This is a genomic window from Caballeronia sp. PC1, assembly GCF_021353155.1.
Lineage (GTDB): Bacteria > Pseudomonadota > Gammaproteobacteria > Burkholderiales > Burkholderiaceae > Caballeronia > Caballeronia cordobensis.
The window spans coordinates 191,812-208,287 of the sequence record NZ_JAJUBH010000003.1 but is presented as its reverse complement, the minus strand read 5'-3'; the positions used below and the strand labels follow the sequence as shown (position 1 = coordinate 208,287).

The window sequence follows — 16,476 nt, the reverse complement described above, 5'->3', positions numbered from 1 at the left end:
TGAGCCTTAAACCGCGCATCAGACATTGGCGCGCATGCGCAACGCGCGCAGATATTGCCCGGCCACTTCCGACGCGCCGTAGTGCACGACCGTCTGATCGACCAGCGCCCACACCGACGCCCCGCCGAGGCGTACGCGCCGGCAGAAGGACAGGTCTTCGGACAGATAGCGGCCCTCTTCTTCGATGCTGTCGAAAAAGCCGTAGAAGCGCGCATCGGGCAGCGCGTCGCGGTATTGCTCGGGCGGCTCGTAGCATTGCGCGAACGGCTTCGCGGTCTCGAACGCATCGCGCCGCGCGAGAAAAATGCCGGTGCCGACGTGCTCCGCTTCCACGAGGCCGTCTGTCACGCTCGCGCGGCCGTCGCCGGAGGTCTTGAGGCGCACCGTATAGTCGGCGTGTTTTTCGAGCCATTCGCGCAGCGTGAGCCCCTGATCCGAATCGCCGATGCGCTTGTCCAGATTCATGCGCCGGTACGGATACGCGACGCCGGCCACAGCCTTGCCGGCGGCGAGCAGCTTGATCACCGCTTGCGGCGGAAACTGCATGTCGGTGTCGAGAAAGAGCAGATGCGAAAACTCGGCATGCGCGACGAAGTAGCTCGCGAAGAAGTTGCGCGCGCGAATGACATGCGACGAGCCGACGTGCATCGTCTGGAAACCGCAGCCCGCGTCGCTGAGCGCGCGCGCCGTCTCCATCAGCGAGAAGGCGAAGTTGATGTGCACGTCGTCGTGATGCGTCGGCAGGCAGACGAGCACGTTCGGCGCGCTCATGGATCGTGTATTCATACTTTCTCCGTGACGGGCGGCGCGCCGCGTTTACTGCGCATCGTCCACGCACAATTCGGGGTCGCTCACGACGCAATCCGCGCTCGGCATCGACGGCCCGCCGCGCACGCGCACGCCCGATTCTTTCGCCGAGATGCGCAGGCCCTTGGGCAGCAGCACCCACATTTGCGTCGGCTGCTTCACGCGGCTGGCCCTTTGTTGCGCCTGCTCGCCGGTGCCGAAGAAATAGTCGGCGCGCACGGCGCCGCGAATCGCGCCGCCCGCGTCCTGCGCCATTAAAAGACGCGTGAACGGCGAGCCATTCGCCGCGCCATCGCTCGCGTTGATGAACACCGGCGCGCCGAGCGGCGTCGTGCGCGGATCGACGGCGGCGGAGCGTTCCGGCGACAGCGGCACGCCCAGCGCGCCGATCGGCCCGGCGGGCGAATCGGGGATGGTCCGGAAGAACACGTAGCTCGGGTCTGAAGCGGCAAAGGCGGCCGTCAGCGGCGGCGCGCTGGCCAGCGGTGTTGCGGGCGTTACGGGCGTTACGGGCGGCGCGGGCGTGACGGGCCTTGCCGGACTCGCCGCCGCCGATGTGCTCACGCGCGCCGGCCGCACGCCGGGCGTCGCGCCTTGCGCGAGATTGAAGCCGCGCAGCAAGGGCGATTCGGGCGGCGCTTCAGGCGAACTGACATCGCCCACGCCGCGCAGGAGCGAAGACTGTGGCGTGTCGCTATCGCCTGACACGGACTGCGTGCTCGCGCCGCCTTCGTCCAGATCGAGTTCCACGCCGCGCACGAGCACCTTGCGGCCCTTGCCCGATGCACTGGCGACAGGCGGATTGAACGCGAAGCCGTTCTGCTCGGCATAGGCCAGCCGGATGACGCTCACGCCATCGGGCAACACGACCTTGCCCGCGCCCTGCAACTGCATCGCGTAGAGCATCGCCGGGTCGGCGACATACGCGAGCACCGGCGCGTCGATGCGCCCGCGCTCGATCTGCGCGCGCGAGTAATACGGCACGATGCGATTGCCTTCGAGACGCAGCCGCAGCTTCTTGTCGCGGATATCGGGCACGCTGTTGCCGAGCGCGAGCGCGTACACGCCTTTCGCATTGCCGGTGGAAAGCGTCGCGAGCGGCGTCACCGTGCGCCCTTCGATGCGCGCCATGACCGGCTCGCTGCGCGCATTGGGCGGCAGACGGCGCACATCGAGGAACAGCATGTCGCGCGGCGTGCCATAGACCGGATAGACGTACGGCGCGCCGTACTTGCGGCTGCCGCGCAGAACCGGCTCGTAGTAACCGGTGAGCACGCCGCGCGCGCTTTTGTCGACGTTGCGGATCTGATAGACGGTGAAGTTGTCCTCGAAGAAACGGCGCACGGCTCGCCCGTCGTTCGCGTCGATGCCGCGCGCCGCCGCGCACGACGCCGCCCACGCGGGCTTGCCGCCCAGCACCGAGCAGCCGCGCCTGAACGCATCCCAGGATTGCGCGACGTCATCGTTTGCCCAGCCCGGCACGCTGGAAAAGGGCACGGGCGAATAGAGCGCGTTCTTCGTGGCGAAAGCCGCCGCGATTCCTGCAAGCGACGCGGACGGACTCGCGGGCAGCGGACTGACGATGCCCGGCTCCGGTCCCGAACCCGCCGCGCTCACGATGGACGGCGCATCGGCCGCCTCGCCGCCGGGCGGCATGACGGCGCGCGCGCCAGCGGCTTGCGGCGCGCCCGGCGGCGAAGCCGCGCAGCCGGCGAGCGCACCCGCGAGCAGCGCGGCGGACAGCGTGAGCGCGGCGCGCGTGACGGGTTCGGCGCGCGCCAGAGAAACCGCGACTGCAAGGGAATTGCCGCATGCTCGTGATGCCATGATGTCCTCGTCCGGCCGCAAAGCCTGTCGATAGCCGCTACCTAGACGAACGGACGACATCGATTTTGAAGGCCACCGCGCCATACGCGACCGGGCAGGACGGCGCGGCGCTGTCGCACGACGGCACGCCCGCGAACGGCGACGCGGTGAGCGTGCGCGCTGCCGCCGCCGCGTTCTGCGCGTCGCGCGACAGGCTCGCGAACGCGGAATCGTGCGTCAGGGCGAGCGCGGAGAAGTCGCGTGGTGCGCTCGATACGATCGCGAGGAAATGATTCGCGCCGGCGGGCTCGCCCGCTTCCATGGGCCAGCTTGGGCGCGGCAGCACGAGGCGCTTGTTTGCGCCGATGCGGTTGTCGCGGTCGAGTTCGTTCGGAAAGAGCTGCACGTACTGATTCGCCGGATCGACGGCGAACACGTAGACATAGCCGTCGCGATTGCTCGTGAGGGTAAAGCGCAGCCGGTCATGACCGGCGACGGCGCGCGCGAGCGGCACGTCTGCCTTCACGACGAAGGACGGGTCCGCGAGGGACACGATGCGCGCGAATTCGTCGGCGGGCGAGTAGGGCGGCAGCGCGGGCGGTTGCGGTGTGGTGGGTGCGCTGGGTGCGCTTACGACGGCGGCGGGAGGGCTCGCGATCGGAGCCGGCGCGCTCGCAGCGCTCGCCGCATGACCGGCATCGGCGGAAGCGGGCGCGCGCGGCAGCAGCTTCGGCGCGAAGAAGCCGAGCGCGGCCGCCGCGGCAAGCCCGCACGCCGCGGCTAGAGTCCAGCCGATGCGCCGCCGCAAGAGCGCTGCTGCGCCGCCCGTGTTGCCGCGCGCCGTCCGGCCGGCGGCAGCATCGTCGAGCGAGATGCCGAGTTCGGCGGCGAACGCCTGATCCGTCTGCGGCCGATGCGCGGGCTGCACCGCGAGGGCGTGATCGATCGCCTTCAGAAAGCGCTCCGAGTAACGCCCGGCCGCGAGCTTTGCGAGCGGCTGATAGCTGTCCTTCACCATCCGGCCGACGGAGGGCGGCGGCGTCTTGCCGGTGATCGCGAAATAGACGAGGGCGGCGAGCGCGTAATGATCCGTCCACGGCCCCTGCCTGAGCGATGGCACTTCGGCGTACTGTTCGATCGGCGCATAGCCCGGTTTGAGGATGACGGTGAGCGCCTGCGTCATATCGCCGATCACGCGCCGCGCCGCGCCGAAATCGAGCAGCACGGGCCGATGGCCGTCCTCCAGCAGGATGATGTTGTCCGGCGCGATATCGCGGTGAAAGCAGTTCGCCGCATGCAGCACGGCGAGCGCATCGATAAGCGGCGTGAGCAGCGCGCGCAGCCAGGCTTCGTCGGGCGGCCTTGGCATGGCCTTGAGCGCGTCCCTGAGCGTGACGCCCCTGTAGTACGGCATCACCATGTAGGCGGTGCCGTTCGCTTCCCAGAAGCGGTACACCTTCACGAGCGACTGATGATCGAAGCGCGCGAGCAGCCGGGCTTCGTCGTTGATGAAGCTCTTGAGTCCCGCGCGGAATAGGGTCTCGTAGCGCGCGGATTTGACCTGCACCTGCGTCGCGCCGATACGCGCCGCGAGCGCCGAAGGCATGTATTCCTTGAGCGCGACGTGGCGGTCGAGCGAGGTATCGAAGGCCAGATAGACGATGCCGAAGCCGCCTTCGCCGATCAGCCCGACGATCTCGAATTCGCCGAGCCGCGTGCCCGCGGGCAGGACGTTGTGCGTGACGAACGATGCAGACGCGCCCGGCGCGCCGCTCACGATCACGGTCTTATCGTCGTTGGCGTCGTTGTCGGGAAGCCCGCGTGGCGCGTTCATGATCCGCAGCCTCGCAGCAGCGCGGTGAATAGCGCGGTGTCCGGCAAGCCGCGCACCGGCCAGACGGTGAAGGCGGACGCGTCGGACGCTTCGTGCTGCGCCTGCGCCGAGGTCCACAGGCTCGTGCCGCGCGCGCCCGCTTGCCAGAGCGGCGCGAAGGCGTGCGCGAGCGTATCGGCAAGCGCATCGGCGGAGTGCACGATGCACGGTTCGTCGAGCGCATCGGCGCATGGCGGCGCGGGGATCGGCATCGGCAATGCGGCGAGTTGCTCGTCCAGCCGCTCGATGCCGTGATCGAAGTCGAGCGCGGCGAGTGCCACGCCCTCGATCGCCGAAAGCCATCGCCACAGCGCGGCGACTTCCGCGCCCGTCGCTGGCGCACACGGCGGCGAGGCCGCGACCGTCAAGGGAAAATGCCGCCCGACGCGGTCCACCGACGCCATCACCACGCCGGTCCAGCACGACGCGAGCGTCGGCGCAATCGCGCCCGGCATCGCGAAAAAGCGCCACACCGGGCAGGTGAGATAGAGGTCGAGCCAGTCCGGGCCGAGCGCGCGCCGCGTTTCGCCGACCCGCCGCGCGAGCCACGCGTCCCACGGCGCGACGAAGGCATCCGGCAGCCGCCGCGCGGCGAAATCGCCGAGCGAGGGCAGCTTGCCGTACCAGCCGGCGATCCCTGCATCGCCGGCGGTGAGCGTTGCGTCGGGGGCGTCGCTCATAGGCGTTCCGGGCAGGAAAACGCGCGCAGATCCGCGAGCCGGAACGGATTCTCGACGCTATTCGCCGTCACTTCGAAGCGCGCCTTGCGGCCCTCGACATCGAAAGTCACGATGAAACGCTCGGGCTGCGCGGTCGGCTGCACGTCCAGCCGGTCGAACATGCGAAAGAGCGCCCACGGCCCTTCGAAGACCAGATTGCCCGCGCCGCCCGCCGGCGGCGGCGTCAGTTGCACGCTCACGCGGCCCGAGCCGCGCGTGCCCGGCCACTGGATCGCGGTGGCGATCTGCGGCCCGTGCGCGTAGGTGAGCACTTGCCCGTCGATGTCGAGCGTGAAGGACAGAATCGTCGGGTCCATGTCGAGCGGCTTCAACTGCAAGGCGAGCCCGGGCGTCTTGCCGCCCGCCCGAAAGAGCACGCTGCGGATCGTCGCGGCGCGCTCGAACTGCGCGAGCCCCGCCGAACTGATCTGCGTCGCCGACGAATCCGATTTCTTGAAGGCCCACGGTTTCGCGGAGATATCGACGTCGGGCGCGAGGTTCTTCTGAAAGAAATCGTCGAACTTGCCGCCGGGCGCGAAGAGCGCGCCGAAGTCCTCGGGCGGCACATCGCGCGCGGATTCCGGATTGAACGGATAGCGCCCGCTCACGGCCCGCTTGCAGAACGCCGAGATCGACTCCTTCAGATCCGCCGAGAGGTTCACGCGCCGCGCCTGCTGCGTCTGCGCCGCGCCCTGGCTGCCGAGTTCCAGGAGCGCGGTGCGGATCGGCTCGGGCAGACGCGGCGCCTGCGCGCGCAGCTTCGCGGGCGCATCCGAGGGCGGCGGCGCGGTTTTCTGCTGCAACGCCTGATCGGTGGCGCTCAGATACGTGTAGATGTCGTTCAGCAGCGCGAGCGTCTGCGCGATGGGCGCGGGCTCGCCTGCGCCGGGGCTCGTCACCAGCGCGCGCAGTCCGCTGAAGCGGTCATCGACGATGCTTTCCAGACGCGTGCCCGGCGCGACCGGCGCGATGCGCGTGGGATCGGGCCCGCGAATGATCTTCTCCAGTTGCTCGCGCGCGGCGGTGAGCTTGTCGCTCGCCTTGTCGACGACGGTCGTCTCCGTCGCGGGCTTCGCGGCGAGCGTGGTTTCGCGCGCAGCCGCCTTCACGAGCATGGCGAGCGGCGAATCGGGCGCGGACAGAATGCGCGCGATCTGCACCGATTGCGCGAGCGTGTCCGAGCGCACGATGCGGACGTCGTTCAGGAAGTCGCTCCAGGTGCGCGCGTAGTCCTGCAGATACAGCAGCCGGACGTCTTCGGTGAGGCGCTGCATGGCGGCCGGATCGCCGCGCGGCAGGCCGCTCTGATCGCGGATGCCGAGCACCCACGGCTCTTCGGCGGCAAGCTGCGCCGAGACCTGATCGACGGCCGCAAGAAACGCCTTGTGATAGCCGTCGAACGAATACAGGCCCGGCACGCCGCTCGTGAGCGGCTTGCCGCTCGAACGCACGAACACGAGCGACGCGTTGGGCCCGCCCGCGCGTGCCACGGTGAACTCCGGATAGTCCGCGCCCACGCCTTGCTGCTTCACCCGCCCGTACACGCGCTGCGCGAGCGTGCTGGTGGCGAGCATGCCGCGCAGATACGCGACGAGCCGCTCGTCGAACGGCAGATTCGGATGCACGACGCCGCGTGCGAAGAGCGTGTCGAGATGCGCGGCGAGCGCGGCGCGCTCCGCATTGCCGACTTCGCGCGGCAGCGTGCGGTCCCAGTCGCTGACGATCCAGGTTTTGAGTGCATCGGCATCCTGATGATCGGGCTGGTTCATCATCAGATAAGCCTTGAGCGACTCGTACGCGTAGCCGGGATTGGCCGGGTTCGCGCCGCGCGCCTGCTCCTCGATGCGCGCTGCGAGCTTCGGCAGAAACAGATCGGTGAGCAGGCGCTCGTACGCGCCGCGCGCGGCGGCGTCGAGTTTCGCGCCTTGCCACAGGCCGAGTTGCATCGCGAGCGGCGGATGCGCGGCATCGACCTGCGGCGTCGAGGCGAGATCGCGCACCGCCGAGAGCAGCGGCAGCAGCGCGGCGACGCTCGCGCCCGCCGCCGACGTGCCCGCGGCCGCCTGCCGCGCCGCGTGCGCTGCCCGGTCGACGCTGGCAACGTACGTCTCGTTGCGCACATAGCTCACGCCCCAGAGCGCGAGCACGCACGCGCCCGCCGCCGCGATCGCCGCATACGCCGAGAGCCGCCACACATGCCTGCGCCGCGCCCATTGCAGGTTCGACCCGGCCAGGCCCTGCTCCGCGAACACCACCTGCGTGAGCAGCCGTTCCAGAAAGAAGCTGCGCCCCGCCGACGCACGCGGCGGCTGCACACCGCGCTCGATGCCGAAAGCGCGTGCGAGCGCGCCCATCACACGGTCGATCGGCGCGCCTTCCTGCGTGCCGCTCGTGAAATAGACGCCGCGCACGAACGGAAGGTCGTCGTGGCGGGACTGCATGAAGGTCGCGCGCAACGCCTCGGCGAGAAGCGGCTTGAGCGCGGCGAACTGCTGCGGGAAGCCCACGATGGCGGCGCGCTGCGCGAGGCCGGGCTCGGCGTTCAGCCGGTCGGTCAGGCGCGCGACGAGGCGTGCTTCGAGCGCATCGAGTTCCGCGTCGATGCGCTCGGCGAACTCGGCTTCGCCGAGCGGGCGCTTCGCATCGTAGGGAAAGGTGAAGCCGAAGACCTGCGCGCGCTCTTCCTTCGACATGTCCGCGAAAAACTCCGTGAAGCCCGCGAGCAGGTCCGTCTTCGTGACCAGCACGTAGACCGGAAAGCGCGTGCGCAACGCCTCCGTCAGTTCGTGCAGGCGCGCGCGCAGCGTCGCCGCCATGTCTTCGGTGCGCGCGGGCGTCGCGGCGAGCAGGTCGGGCACGGCGAGCGTCAGGAGCACGCCGTTGATCGGCTGGCGCGGGCGCGTCTTGCGCAGCAGCGCGAGAAAGCCCTGCCACGCGGCCTGATCCGTGTCGCGGTCGCTTTCGTGGGTCGTGTAGCGCCCGGCGGTGTCGATCAGCACGGCGTCGTCGGTGAACCACCAGTCGCAGTTGCGCGTGCCGCCGACGCCGCGGATCTTGTCGGTGCCAAAGCGCTTGGCCAGAGGAAAGCGCAGACCGGAATGCACCAGGGCGGTCGTCTTGCCCGCGCCCGGCGCGCCGATGAACATGTACCACGGCAACTGATACAGGTATTGCCGGCCCGACAGCGTGACCCAGTCGCGCCAGCCCGGCTTTCTGCCCGACGCCGCGAGCCGCGCGGAGCGCAGCGCGGCGAGCGCTTCGTCGAAGCGTTTGGCGAGCGTCGCGACTTCGGCTTCGCCCGGCGTGGGCGCGACGGCGGCGGCGCGGGGCATGGGAAGCGGCGCGGCGAGTCCCGAGGCGAGCGCGGCCTGCGTGCGCCGCGCGCTCCACGCAACCCAGATGCGCCTCAGCACGAACAGCAGCGCGACACAGCCGATCGCCATGAAGCGCGCCTCGCGCCGTTCGAGCGGATACGCGCCCGCGAACGACACGAGCGGCCCGGCGATCCAGATCGCGCCCGCGATGAGCAGCATCCCGACGACGAGCAGGACGAGCGGCTGAAACACCATCGCAAAGAGTTTTTTCATGTTCAGGGCCCCGGCTTCGCGAACAGCGTCACTTCGACGCGCCGGTTGCGCGCGCGTCCGGCGGGCGAATCGTTGGGCGCGACGGGGTCCGCATCGCCCTTGCCCTCGGCCTTCAGGCGCGCGGGCGGCACGCTCGCCGCGAGCAGGTCGCGCACGTTCGCGGCGCGCTCCTGCGACAGTTCCCAGTTCGACGGATAGCGCGCCGAGCGGATCGGCCGGTCGTCCGTATGGCCCGTCACGAGCACGTTGCCCGGCACCGCCGCGAGCGCCGCGCCGATGCGCTCGATGAGCGGGCGCACCGGCGCCGCCACTTCCGCGCTGCCGGGCCTGAACACGTTGTCGCCGTGCAGCGTGACGACCGAGCGGTCCACGCGGTCATCGACGGCCAGTTGGCCATCGCGGATCTCCTGCGCGAGGAATTCGGCGAGACGGGGCTTGGCCGCCTGCGTGACGACGAGCGGCCGCTGCACGCCCGCGCGGATCGACGCGAGCGCATCGAAGGCTGGATCGGACAGGCGGCCGAGGCGGAAACTCATCGTCAGATAAGCCGCCGCGAGCACGAGCAGCGCGAACGCGCCGACCACCCACACCGGCAGCACGTCGGTCGTGCGCCGCCGCGTGGTCGGCACGCCTTCCCAGTGCGGCGACAACGCGCGCTCGTGCTCGCCGCGCTCCTTGCGGATCAGTTGATAAAGCCGCGCGCGGATCGCATCGAGCGCCTGTCTGCCCTGCGCCGCCACGCGATAGCGTCCCTCGAAGCCGAGCGCGAGCACCACGCTCGCCAGCTCCAGCAGATGCAGATGCCGGGCGGGCTGCTGCGCGAGGCGGGCGAGCAGCTGGAACACCTTCTCGCCGCCCCATGCCTCGTTATGAAACGTCACGAGCAGACTCTGGCGCGCCCACACGCCCGCGCCCCACGGCGTGCCCGCGGCGGCTTCGTCGAGCATCGTGCAGACGATGTAGCGCGCCGCCGTCACCTGTTCCGCGGCGACGCCGTTGACGCGCGCCTGCGCCTCGAAGCGGCGCACGCCCGCCGCGAGCGAATCGCGCAGCGCGGCGGGATCGTCGCAGGCGCTCATGGTGCGGATGCGCGGCGCAAGCTGCAGCAACGGCGCGCACGCAGCGACCAGCGGATTGACCGCGCCGCCCTGCGTGAACGCGGCATCGAAGGCATGCGCGCCCGTATCGGCGGCCGCGCCCGGCGTGAAGGGCCCTTGCGTGTTCCCGGTGCGGCGGCGCGCGCCGGGATTGGGCTTGATCATCGTCTGGTCGGATTCGAATCCGGCGAAGGGATCGTCGTCGTTGCTCATGGCGCTCGATGGTTTCGGTGGCCTTAGTGGCCTCGGTGGCCTCAGTGGCGGATGGCCCAGAACTCCAGCTCCAGCGCGGGAAACTCGCCGGCGATATACATCGCGAGGTTGCCGGTCTGTTCCAGCTCCTTCCATAGCTCGCCGCCGCGATCCAGTTCGAAGTACGAACAGCCCGCGTGAAACGGAATCTGGCGCGGCGCGACCGGCATCGCGCGCAGCCCGATGCCCGGCAGCGCGAGATTCACCAGATCGCGCAGCTTCTCGGCGGGCGCGACTTTCACCTGGGTCGGAAAGCGCGTGCGCAGCGCCTCGCCCGGCATCTGCGCGCTGGCGGCGAGCACGAAGCCCGCCGTGCGCACCAGATCGAGATCGTTGATGACGGCCACGCGCAGCCCCGGCTTTCGGGTCTGCAATTCGATGGCGATGGCGTTCGGCTCCGGCACCTGCGCGAGCAACTGCCGCACGTCGCGCATGAGCGGCTCGAAGGAACTGGCCAGATCGTCGTGACGGTAGGGCGGATAGGCGAGCACGCGGCGGCGCTCGTCGAACGCGGCGAGATCGCCCGCGAGCGCGAGCGTCGTCTGATAGAGGCGCTCGGGATGCAGGAGCGGCACCTGCAGCAGATGCGCGAACTGCGGCTCGAAACGGTTCAGCGTTTGCAGCAGCAGGAAGTCGGCGATCTCGGCGACGCCGCCGCGCCCCGGATTGGCGATATGGCGCGCGAGGCGATCCGCGTGCTGATGCAGCAGTCCCGCGATTTCCTGCGCGTAACCGGCAAGACGCGCATCGGCGAGGGCATGGAGCATCGGCGGGATATAAGCGGTGTCGAGCATCACGCGGTTGTCCGCGCGCCGCTCCAGCACGCGCGCGATGCCGATGGTCGCGAAGGCGTCGGTGGCGTCGCGCGCGAGCATGAGCCGCAGGTTCGGCGCGCCGACGCGAAGTTGCGCGACGCGCTCGCCGCTGGTGGTGACATCGGCGACGGAGGTATCGGTGGTGCGGTAACGCAACGCGCCGGGGCGGCCGTCTTCGGGCGCGGCGTCGGGTGTGGCGTTATCGGGATCGGACTCCATGGCCCCCGCGCGCGCGAGCGGCAGCGCGAGCAGCACGGTTTCGTCGCGCGCGCCCGCGGGGATATCGAGCGGCGGCGGCGCGGGCGCGTCGTCGGGAAAGGAGAACGCGGTGCCGTCGGGCAGCACGCCGAACGCGGAAGCGAGCGCGACCTTGCCGAGCCCGAGCGCGATGTCGTCGAGCATCACGGACGCCCAGCCCCACGACCACGCCTGCGTCGCCCGCGCATGCGAGCGCACGAGATGCTCGAAGAAGCGGTCCTGCTGCTGGAAATGCTGTGGTTCGAGGAACAGCCCCTCGGACCAGATCATGCGCTGGTTCCAGGTCATGGTGGCTCGTGTCCGCTTGGGTGATGTCGTCCGGTTAGCCCGCGCGCCCGGTTCGGCACGCGCGTTCCGCCTCAAGAACGAACGAGCGGCCCGAATTTGCAAGGCGGCTTGCGGGCGGGGTCATTTTTTGGCGGCGCGCGACGGCGGCGGCGGGGTCGCGCGCTGCGCGGCGATCGAGACATCGGCGGTGTCGATGCGCACGCTCATCACGGTCGTCTGGTTCGGCGGCACGGGCACGGCGGCGCGCCAGCGCGCGTGTTCGATGTCGCGGTAGGCCGCCACGACCGCGACGAACTTCGTGCCCGGCTGCGCCGCCTGTTCGATGCTCTGCTTCTCGCCGGGCTTGAGCAGGAATTCGTTCTTCGCGTTGAGATCCGCGCCGAGCGTCGCCTGGTCCTTGCCGTAGAGCGTGAAGAAGTCGGCGCTGTCGAAGGCGGCGGTCGCCTTCAGTTCGTACACGCGAACGAGCACGGGCGAGGGCCGGCCGCTGTGATCCGGATTCACTTTGTCGAGCGCGCTCACGTCGATGCGCACGATCGTCGGCGGGGGTGGAGGAGGCGGCGCGGATTTGCACGCCGCGACGGCGAGCGCGCCCGCTAGGACGACGAACGAAAGCACGCGCGACACTGGCTCGACTCTTCTCATGGCTCACCCCCGGCACCGTCCCACACAGCAGCAGACGAACCGCGCCGCCGCGCTTTTCAAATCCGCTGCGGTGGTTCGTTTAGTCGTGGCACTGTTGCGGGCGCTCGCTGCCTGGCCGGTGCGAAGCCTGGGTCCATCGAGGAGCGCATTCGTGATAGCGATCGAGCGGAACGCATCGGCTCATCAGGAGACCGATGCACATGCGCCCGCCAGCGGCGCCATCAGACGGACGTGCGCCGTGTTCGCCGTGCTCATCGTGCTCGCCACGCTGGGCGCTTCGGCGTCCGATGCCCGCGCGCAGCCAGCCCCCACGCACGATTCGGGATGCGCCCCGGATGCCGCGAGCATGCAGCTCGCCTACAACGATCTGCGCGAACCCGGCATGCAGCTCGCGCAGGAAGCGCCGGCCGCCGTCCCCGCACGACGCGCGCAGCCGGTTCCGCCCGCGGCCGATACCGCGCAGAACGCGCCCATCACGAGCGCCGCGCGCGATGCCGAAGCCCGCGTGCGCGACGCCGAAACCATCGCGACGCTCTCGAAGGAAGGGCAGTTGCTGCTCGCGCGCGATCAGGTCAAGCTCGACGGCTACGCGTACTGCAGCATGTCGGTCGCGGCGGCGGAACGGGGCGACTTCCGCGAAAGCATCGAGGCGGCGTCGCGCGCTCTGGTCGTCGCGCAACGCACGGACAACGCGAACCTTGCCGCGCTGTCGCGCCGCGATCTGGCGATCGCGTACAGCTACGCGGGCGATCTCGACGACGCTGAGCGTTACGCGAAGGAAGCCATCGCCGCGGGCGCGAAGAGTCCCGACCAAGTGCTCGCGCCCGCTCACAAGGTGCTCGGCGATATCGCGGCGCGCCGCGGCGACGCCAGCGCCGCGCTCTCGGAATACCGCACGGCGCTGGAGACGGCGTCGCCGCGCTATCGGCCGCTCGTGCTGCTCTCGCTCACCAGCGCGCAGATCGCGAGCGGCGATCCGGCCGGCGCGCGCGCGACCTTCGAGCAGACGGCCGGCGTCGATGGCACGCTGCTCGCGCCGCTCAGGAAGCGCATCGAGGGCAATCTGCTGCTCGCCGAAAACCGGCCCGACGCGGCGCTCGCCGCATTCGCCGCGAGCGCGGGCAAGGGCGGCTCCGACGCGAGCTACGACAACCTGTGGGCGCACGAAGGCATGGGCCGCGCGTATCTCGCGCTCGGCAATCGCGCGAAGGCGCGCGAGGCATGGCTCGCGGCGCTCGACGATTCCGAGTCGATCCGCGCGCGCTTTCGCAGCGAAGAGTTCAAGACCGGCCTCTTCTCCGACACGCAGACGGTGTTCGAGGAAACCATCGCGCTCGTCGTCGATGAGGGCGACTACGCGCTGGCCTGGACGCTTTCGGAGCGCAGCCGCAGCCGCGCGCTGCTCGATGTCGTGCGCAACCGGCTCGACAAGAGCGTCGACGCAACGCAGCTCAACGGCCAAACGCTTTCGCTCGACGAGGTGCGGCGCGCGCTCGCGCCCGGCGAGGCGATCGTCGAATATCACGGCCTCGCCGATCGCCTGATCGCGTGGGTCGTGCGCGCCGACGGCATTCAGGGCTTCACGCTGCCGATCGCGCGGCGCGACATGACGCTCGCCGTGAGCGACTTCCGCGGCGCGATCACGCGCGGCCGGCCGCAGGCGATCGCCTACGGCGCGAAGCTCGATGCGCTGCTCATCGAGCCGCTCGGGCTGCGTCCTGGCGAGCGGCTCATCATCGCGCCGAACGGGGCGCTGCACTACATGCCGTTCCAGGCGCTGAAGAACGGCCAGGGCTTTCTGATCCAGCGCCATGCAATCGCGCTCGCGCCTTCGGCGAGCGTGGCGGTGCAGCTCGTGCGGCGTGAGCAGAAGATCGCGAGCAATCTCGTCGCGTTCGGCAATCCGCGCATCGGGCCGGAGTACGAACTGCCCGCCGCCGAGGCCGAAGTCAGGGCGATCGGCCCGCTCTTCGCGAAAAGCGAGACCTTCCTGCAAAGCGACGTGACGCGCAAGACCTTCAGCGACAACGCGCCGGGCGGCCGCATCGTTCATGTGGCGACGCACGCGCAGGCCGACACCATCGATCCGCTGCATTCGCGCGTGCTGCTCGCGCCCGCCGCGCAGCCCGCCGACGGCCCCGATCCGATGCTCGCCGCCGACATCTACAACCTGCGCTTCGATTCCGTCGCGCTCGTCACGCTCTCGGCGTGCGAGACGGCGCTCGGACGCATTGCGCGCGGCGACGAAATCATGGGCTTCACGCGCGCGTTCTTCTACGCGGGCGCATCGGCGCTGCTGGTGTCGATGTGGCCGGTCGCCGACGAATCGACCGAACTCACGATGCGCACGTTCTACGGCGCGCTCACCCGGGGCGAGCAGGCGATCGACGCGATGCGCGACGCCCAGCTCGCCGTGCTCGCCAACAGCCGGTTCGCCCATCCGTTCTACTGGGCGCCCTTCGATCTGATGGGCAACTGGCGGCTGTCGGTCGCCCGTTGAATCTTGTACCGCTCCCGCGCATCGCGCCGGTCCCGATGAGGATGTCGCCGTGAACCACGCCATGAAAACCGAACGCCTCGTCTTGCGGCCACGCGCGCGCGCTCTGCGCATCCGGTGTCTCGCGCGCGCGGCCGGCGCGGGCCTCGCCTGCGCGGGCGCGCTCACGGCGTGGGCGCAGCAGACGCCGCTGCCCGGCACGGCGCAGGTGCCGAGCGCCGGCACGCTGCTCAACGAGCAGCCTCGCCCGCCGGTCACGGCGCCGCCGCCCGATGGCGAAGCCGTGTTGCCCGCGCCGGTCGCGCCGCCGCCGCCCGCCGCGCCCGAAGGCAGGAAGTTCGTGCTGAAACGCATCCAGCTTGCGGGCAACGACACCTTGCCCGCGGATACGCTGCTCGCGCCTGTCGCCGGCAGCATCGGTCAGGAAGTTTCGTTCAGCGATCTCGACGCGATCGCCGCGCGTATCGCGCAGGTGTATCGCGATCGCGGCTATCCGCTCGCGCAGGTCGTGATTCCGCCGCAGGACGTGACCGATGGCGACGTTACCTTCACGGTGCTGGAAGGCAAGATCGGGCGCGTGCGGCTGACCATCGCGCCGGGCGCGCCGATCAAGGAATCGCTCGTGCGCGCGCGGCTCGCCGCGATCGAGCCGGGGCGGCCGCTCAGGCAAGGCGAGCTCGAACGCACGATGCTGCTGCTCTCCGACCTGCCCGGCATTCGCGTGACCTCGGCGCTGGAATCGGGCAGCGCGCCCGGCACTGTCGATCTGAACGTGAACGTGGAGGGCGTGCGCCGCTGGAACTTCGCGCTCTCCGCCGACGACTACGGCTCTGCGCCCGCCGGACAGTGGCGTCTGGGCGCGCTCGGGCGGCTGGCTTCGCCGTTCGGCATCGGCGACAACCTCGACGTCAATCTGCTGGCCGCCGAGCGCGCCGACACGCTGTACGGGCGCATCGGCTACGACGCGCCGGTGGATGCCAACGGCACGCGCGTGGGCCTCGCGTACTCGCATCTGTACTACTACCTCGGTCAGGATTTCGCGTCGCTGCAGGCGCACGGCAACGCGGATGTCGTGACGGCTTCGGTCTCGCGTCCGCTCATCCGCTCGCGCAGCCAGAACCTGCTCTTTCGCGGCGCATTGGAGTATCGCGCGCTCACCGACAAGATCGACAGCGTCGCGTTCGAGAATCCGCAAAAGCTCTATGTCGCGAGCGTCGGGCTGTCGTACGAAAGCCGCGACAGTTTTCTCGGCGGCGGCTTCAACAGCGCGGATGTGCAGCTTGCGTTCGCGCATCTGAACATCGATTCGGCGGCGGGGCAGGCCATCGATCAGGGTCCGGGCGGACGCAACACGGCGGGCAACAGCGTGCGCCTCGTCATGCAGGCCAACCGGCTCAACGCGATCACGCAGAAGACGAGCTTCTTTCTGGGCGTGTCGGGGCAATGGGCGAATCAGAACCTCGACAGCTCGTCGCGCTTCGCGCTCGGCGGGCCGAGAGCGGTGCGCGCGTATTCGCCCTCGGAGGCGATCGTCGACGAAGGACTGGTCGGAACCGCCTCGTTGCGCTACGCCGTGATACCGACGCTGACGCTCTCCGCTTTCTTCGATATCGGCGTGGGGCGCTACAACGCCCGGCCGGTGCCCGGACAGGGCGCCAACACGGTGACGCGCAGCGGGGCCGGGCTCGGGCTCTTCTGGAACGGCCCGTACGGGATCTCCGTGGACGCCAGCGTCGCATGGCGCACGACCCGCGCCGACAGCACCGGCGACGACAAGGTGCCGCGCGTGTATGTGCAGGTGTCCAAATCGTTTTAGCCGTTCAACGCCGCAT

10 protein-coding genes are annotated in these 16,476 nt (G+C 69.8%); 2 read left to right on the top strand and 8 right to left on the bottom strand.

Annotated features, from left to right (window positions below; genetic code table 11):
- Positions 1–18 precede the first annotated feature (18 nt).
- The 8 genes from LY284_RS25595 to tssJ form a co-directional block, all read right to left on the bottom strand.
- Complete coding sequence (locus tag LY284_RS25595) at positions 19–786, bottom strand: hypothetical protein (protein ID WP_233388713.1); 768 nt, start codon at positions 784–786, stop codon at positions 19–21.
- 30 nt (positions 787–816) lie between these two features.
- Positions 817–2,634 (bottom strand): MltA domain-containing protein, encoded by a 1,818-nt coding sequence (locus LY284_RS25590; RefSeq protein WP_233388711.1) that lies wholly within the window; start codon positions 2,632–2,634, stop codon positions 817–819.
- A 37-nt stretch (positions 2,635–2,671) separates the two neighbouring features.
- Positions 2,672–4,447, bottom strand: coding sequence for a serine/threonine-protein kinase (locus LY284_RS25585; protein ID WP_233388709.1), 1,776 nt, complete (start codon positions 4,445–4,447; stop codon positions 2,672–2,674).
- Complete coding sequence (gene tagF, locus LY284_RS25580) at positions 4,444–5,166, bottom strand: type VI secretion system-associated protein TagF (protein WP_233388707.1); 723 nt, start codon at positions 5,164–5,166, stop codon at positions 4,444–4,446. The genes LY284_RS25585 and tagF overlap by 4 nt, the downstream gene beginning before the upstream one ends.
- Positions 5,163–8,792, bottom strand: a complete 3,630-nt coding sequence (gene tssM / locus LY284_RS25575) for a type VI secretion system membrane subunit TssM (protein ID WP_233388705.1) — start codon at positions 8,790–8,792, stop codon at positions 5,163–5,165. The genes tagF and tssM overlap by 4 nt, the downstream gene beginning before the upstream one ends.
- A gap of 2 nt (positions 8,793–8,794) precedes the next feature.
- Entirely contained in the window at positions 8,795–10,102 is a 1,308-nt protein-coding gene (locus LY284_RS25570; protein ID WP_233388703.1) for a DotU family type VI secretion system protein, read from the bottom strand.
- A gap of 41 nt (positions 10,103–10,143) precedes the next feature.
- The gene (tssK, locus tag LY284_RS25565) at positions 10,144–11,502 is read right to left on the bottom strand and encodes a type VI secretion system baseplate subunit TssK (RefSeq protein ID WP_233388701.1); all 1,359 of its coding nucleotides are present in this window, start codon (positions 11,500–11,502) and stop codon (positions 10,144–10,146) included.
- A 120-nt stretch (positions 11,503–11,622) separates the two neighbouring features.
- On the bottom strand, positions 11,623–12,147 hold the full coding sequence (tssJ, locus tag LY284_RS25560) for a type VI secretion system lipoprotein TssJ (RefSeq protein ID WP_233388698.1): 525 nt from the start codon (positions 12,145–12,147) through the stop codon (positions 11,623–11,625).
- A 151-nt stretch (positions 12,148–12,298) separates the two neighbouring features.
- Here tssJ and LY284_RS25555 point away from each other — a divergent pair, with 151 nt between their 5' ends.
- Both LY284_RS25555 and LY284_RS25550 read left to right on the top strand, forming a co-directional pair.
- On the top strand, positions 12,299–14,647 hold the full coding sequence (locus tag LY284_RS25555) for a CHAT domain-containing protein (RefSeq protein ID WP_233388696.1): 2,349 nt from the start codon (positions 12,299–12,301) through the stop codon (positions 14,645–14,647).
- A gap of 61 nt (positions 14,648–14,708) precedes the next feature.
- Positions 14,709–16,460, top strand: a complete 1,752-nt coding sequence (locus LY284_RS25550) for a ShlB/FhaC/HecB family hemolysin secretion/activation protein (RefSeq protein ID WP_233388693.1) — start codon at positions 14,709–14,711, stop codon at positions 16,458–16,460.
- The last annotated feature ends 16 nt before the right edge of the window (positions 16,461–16,476 follow it).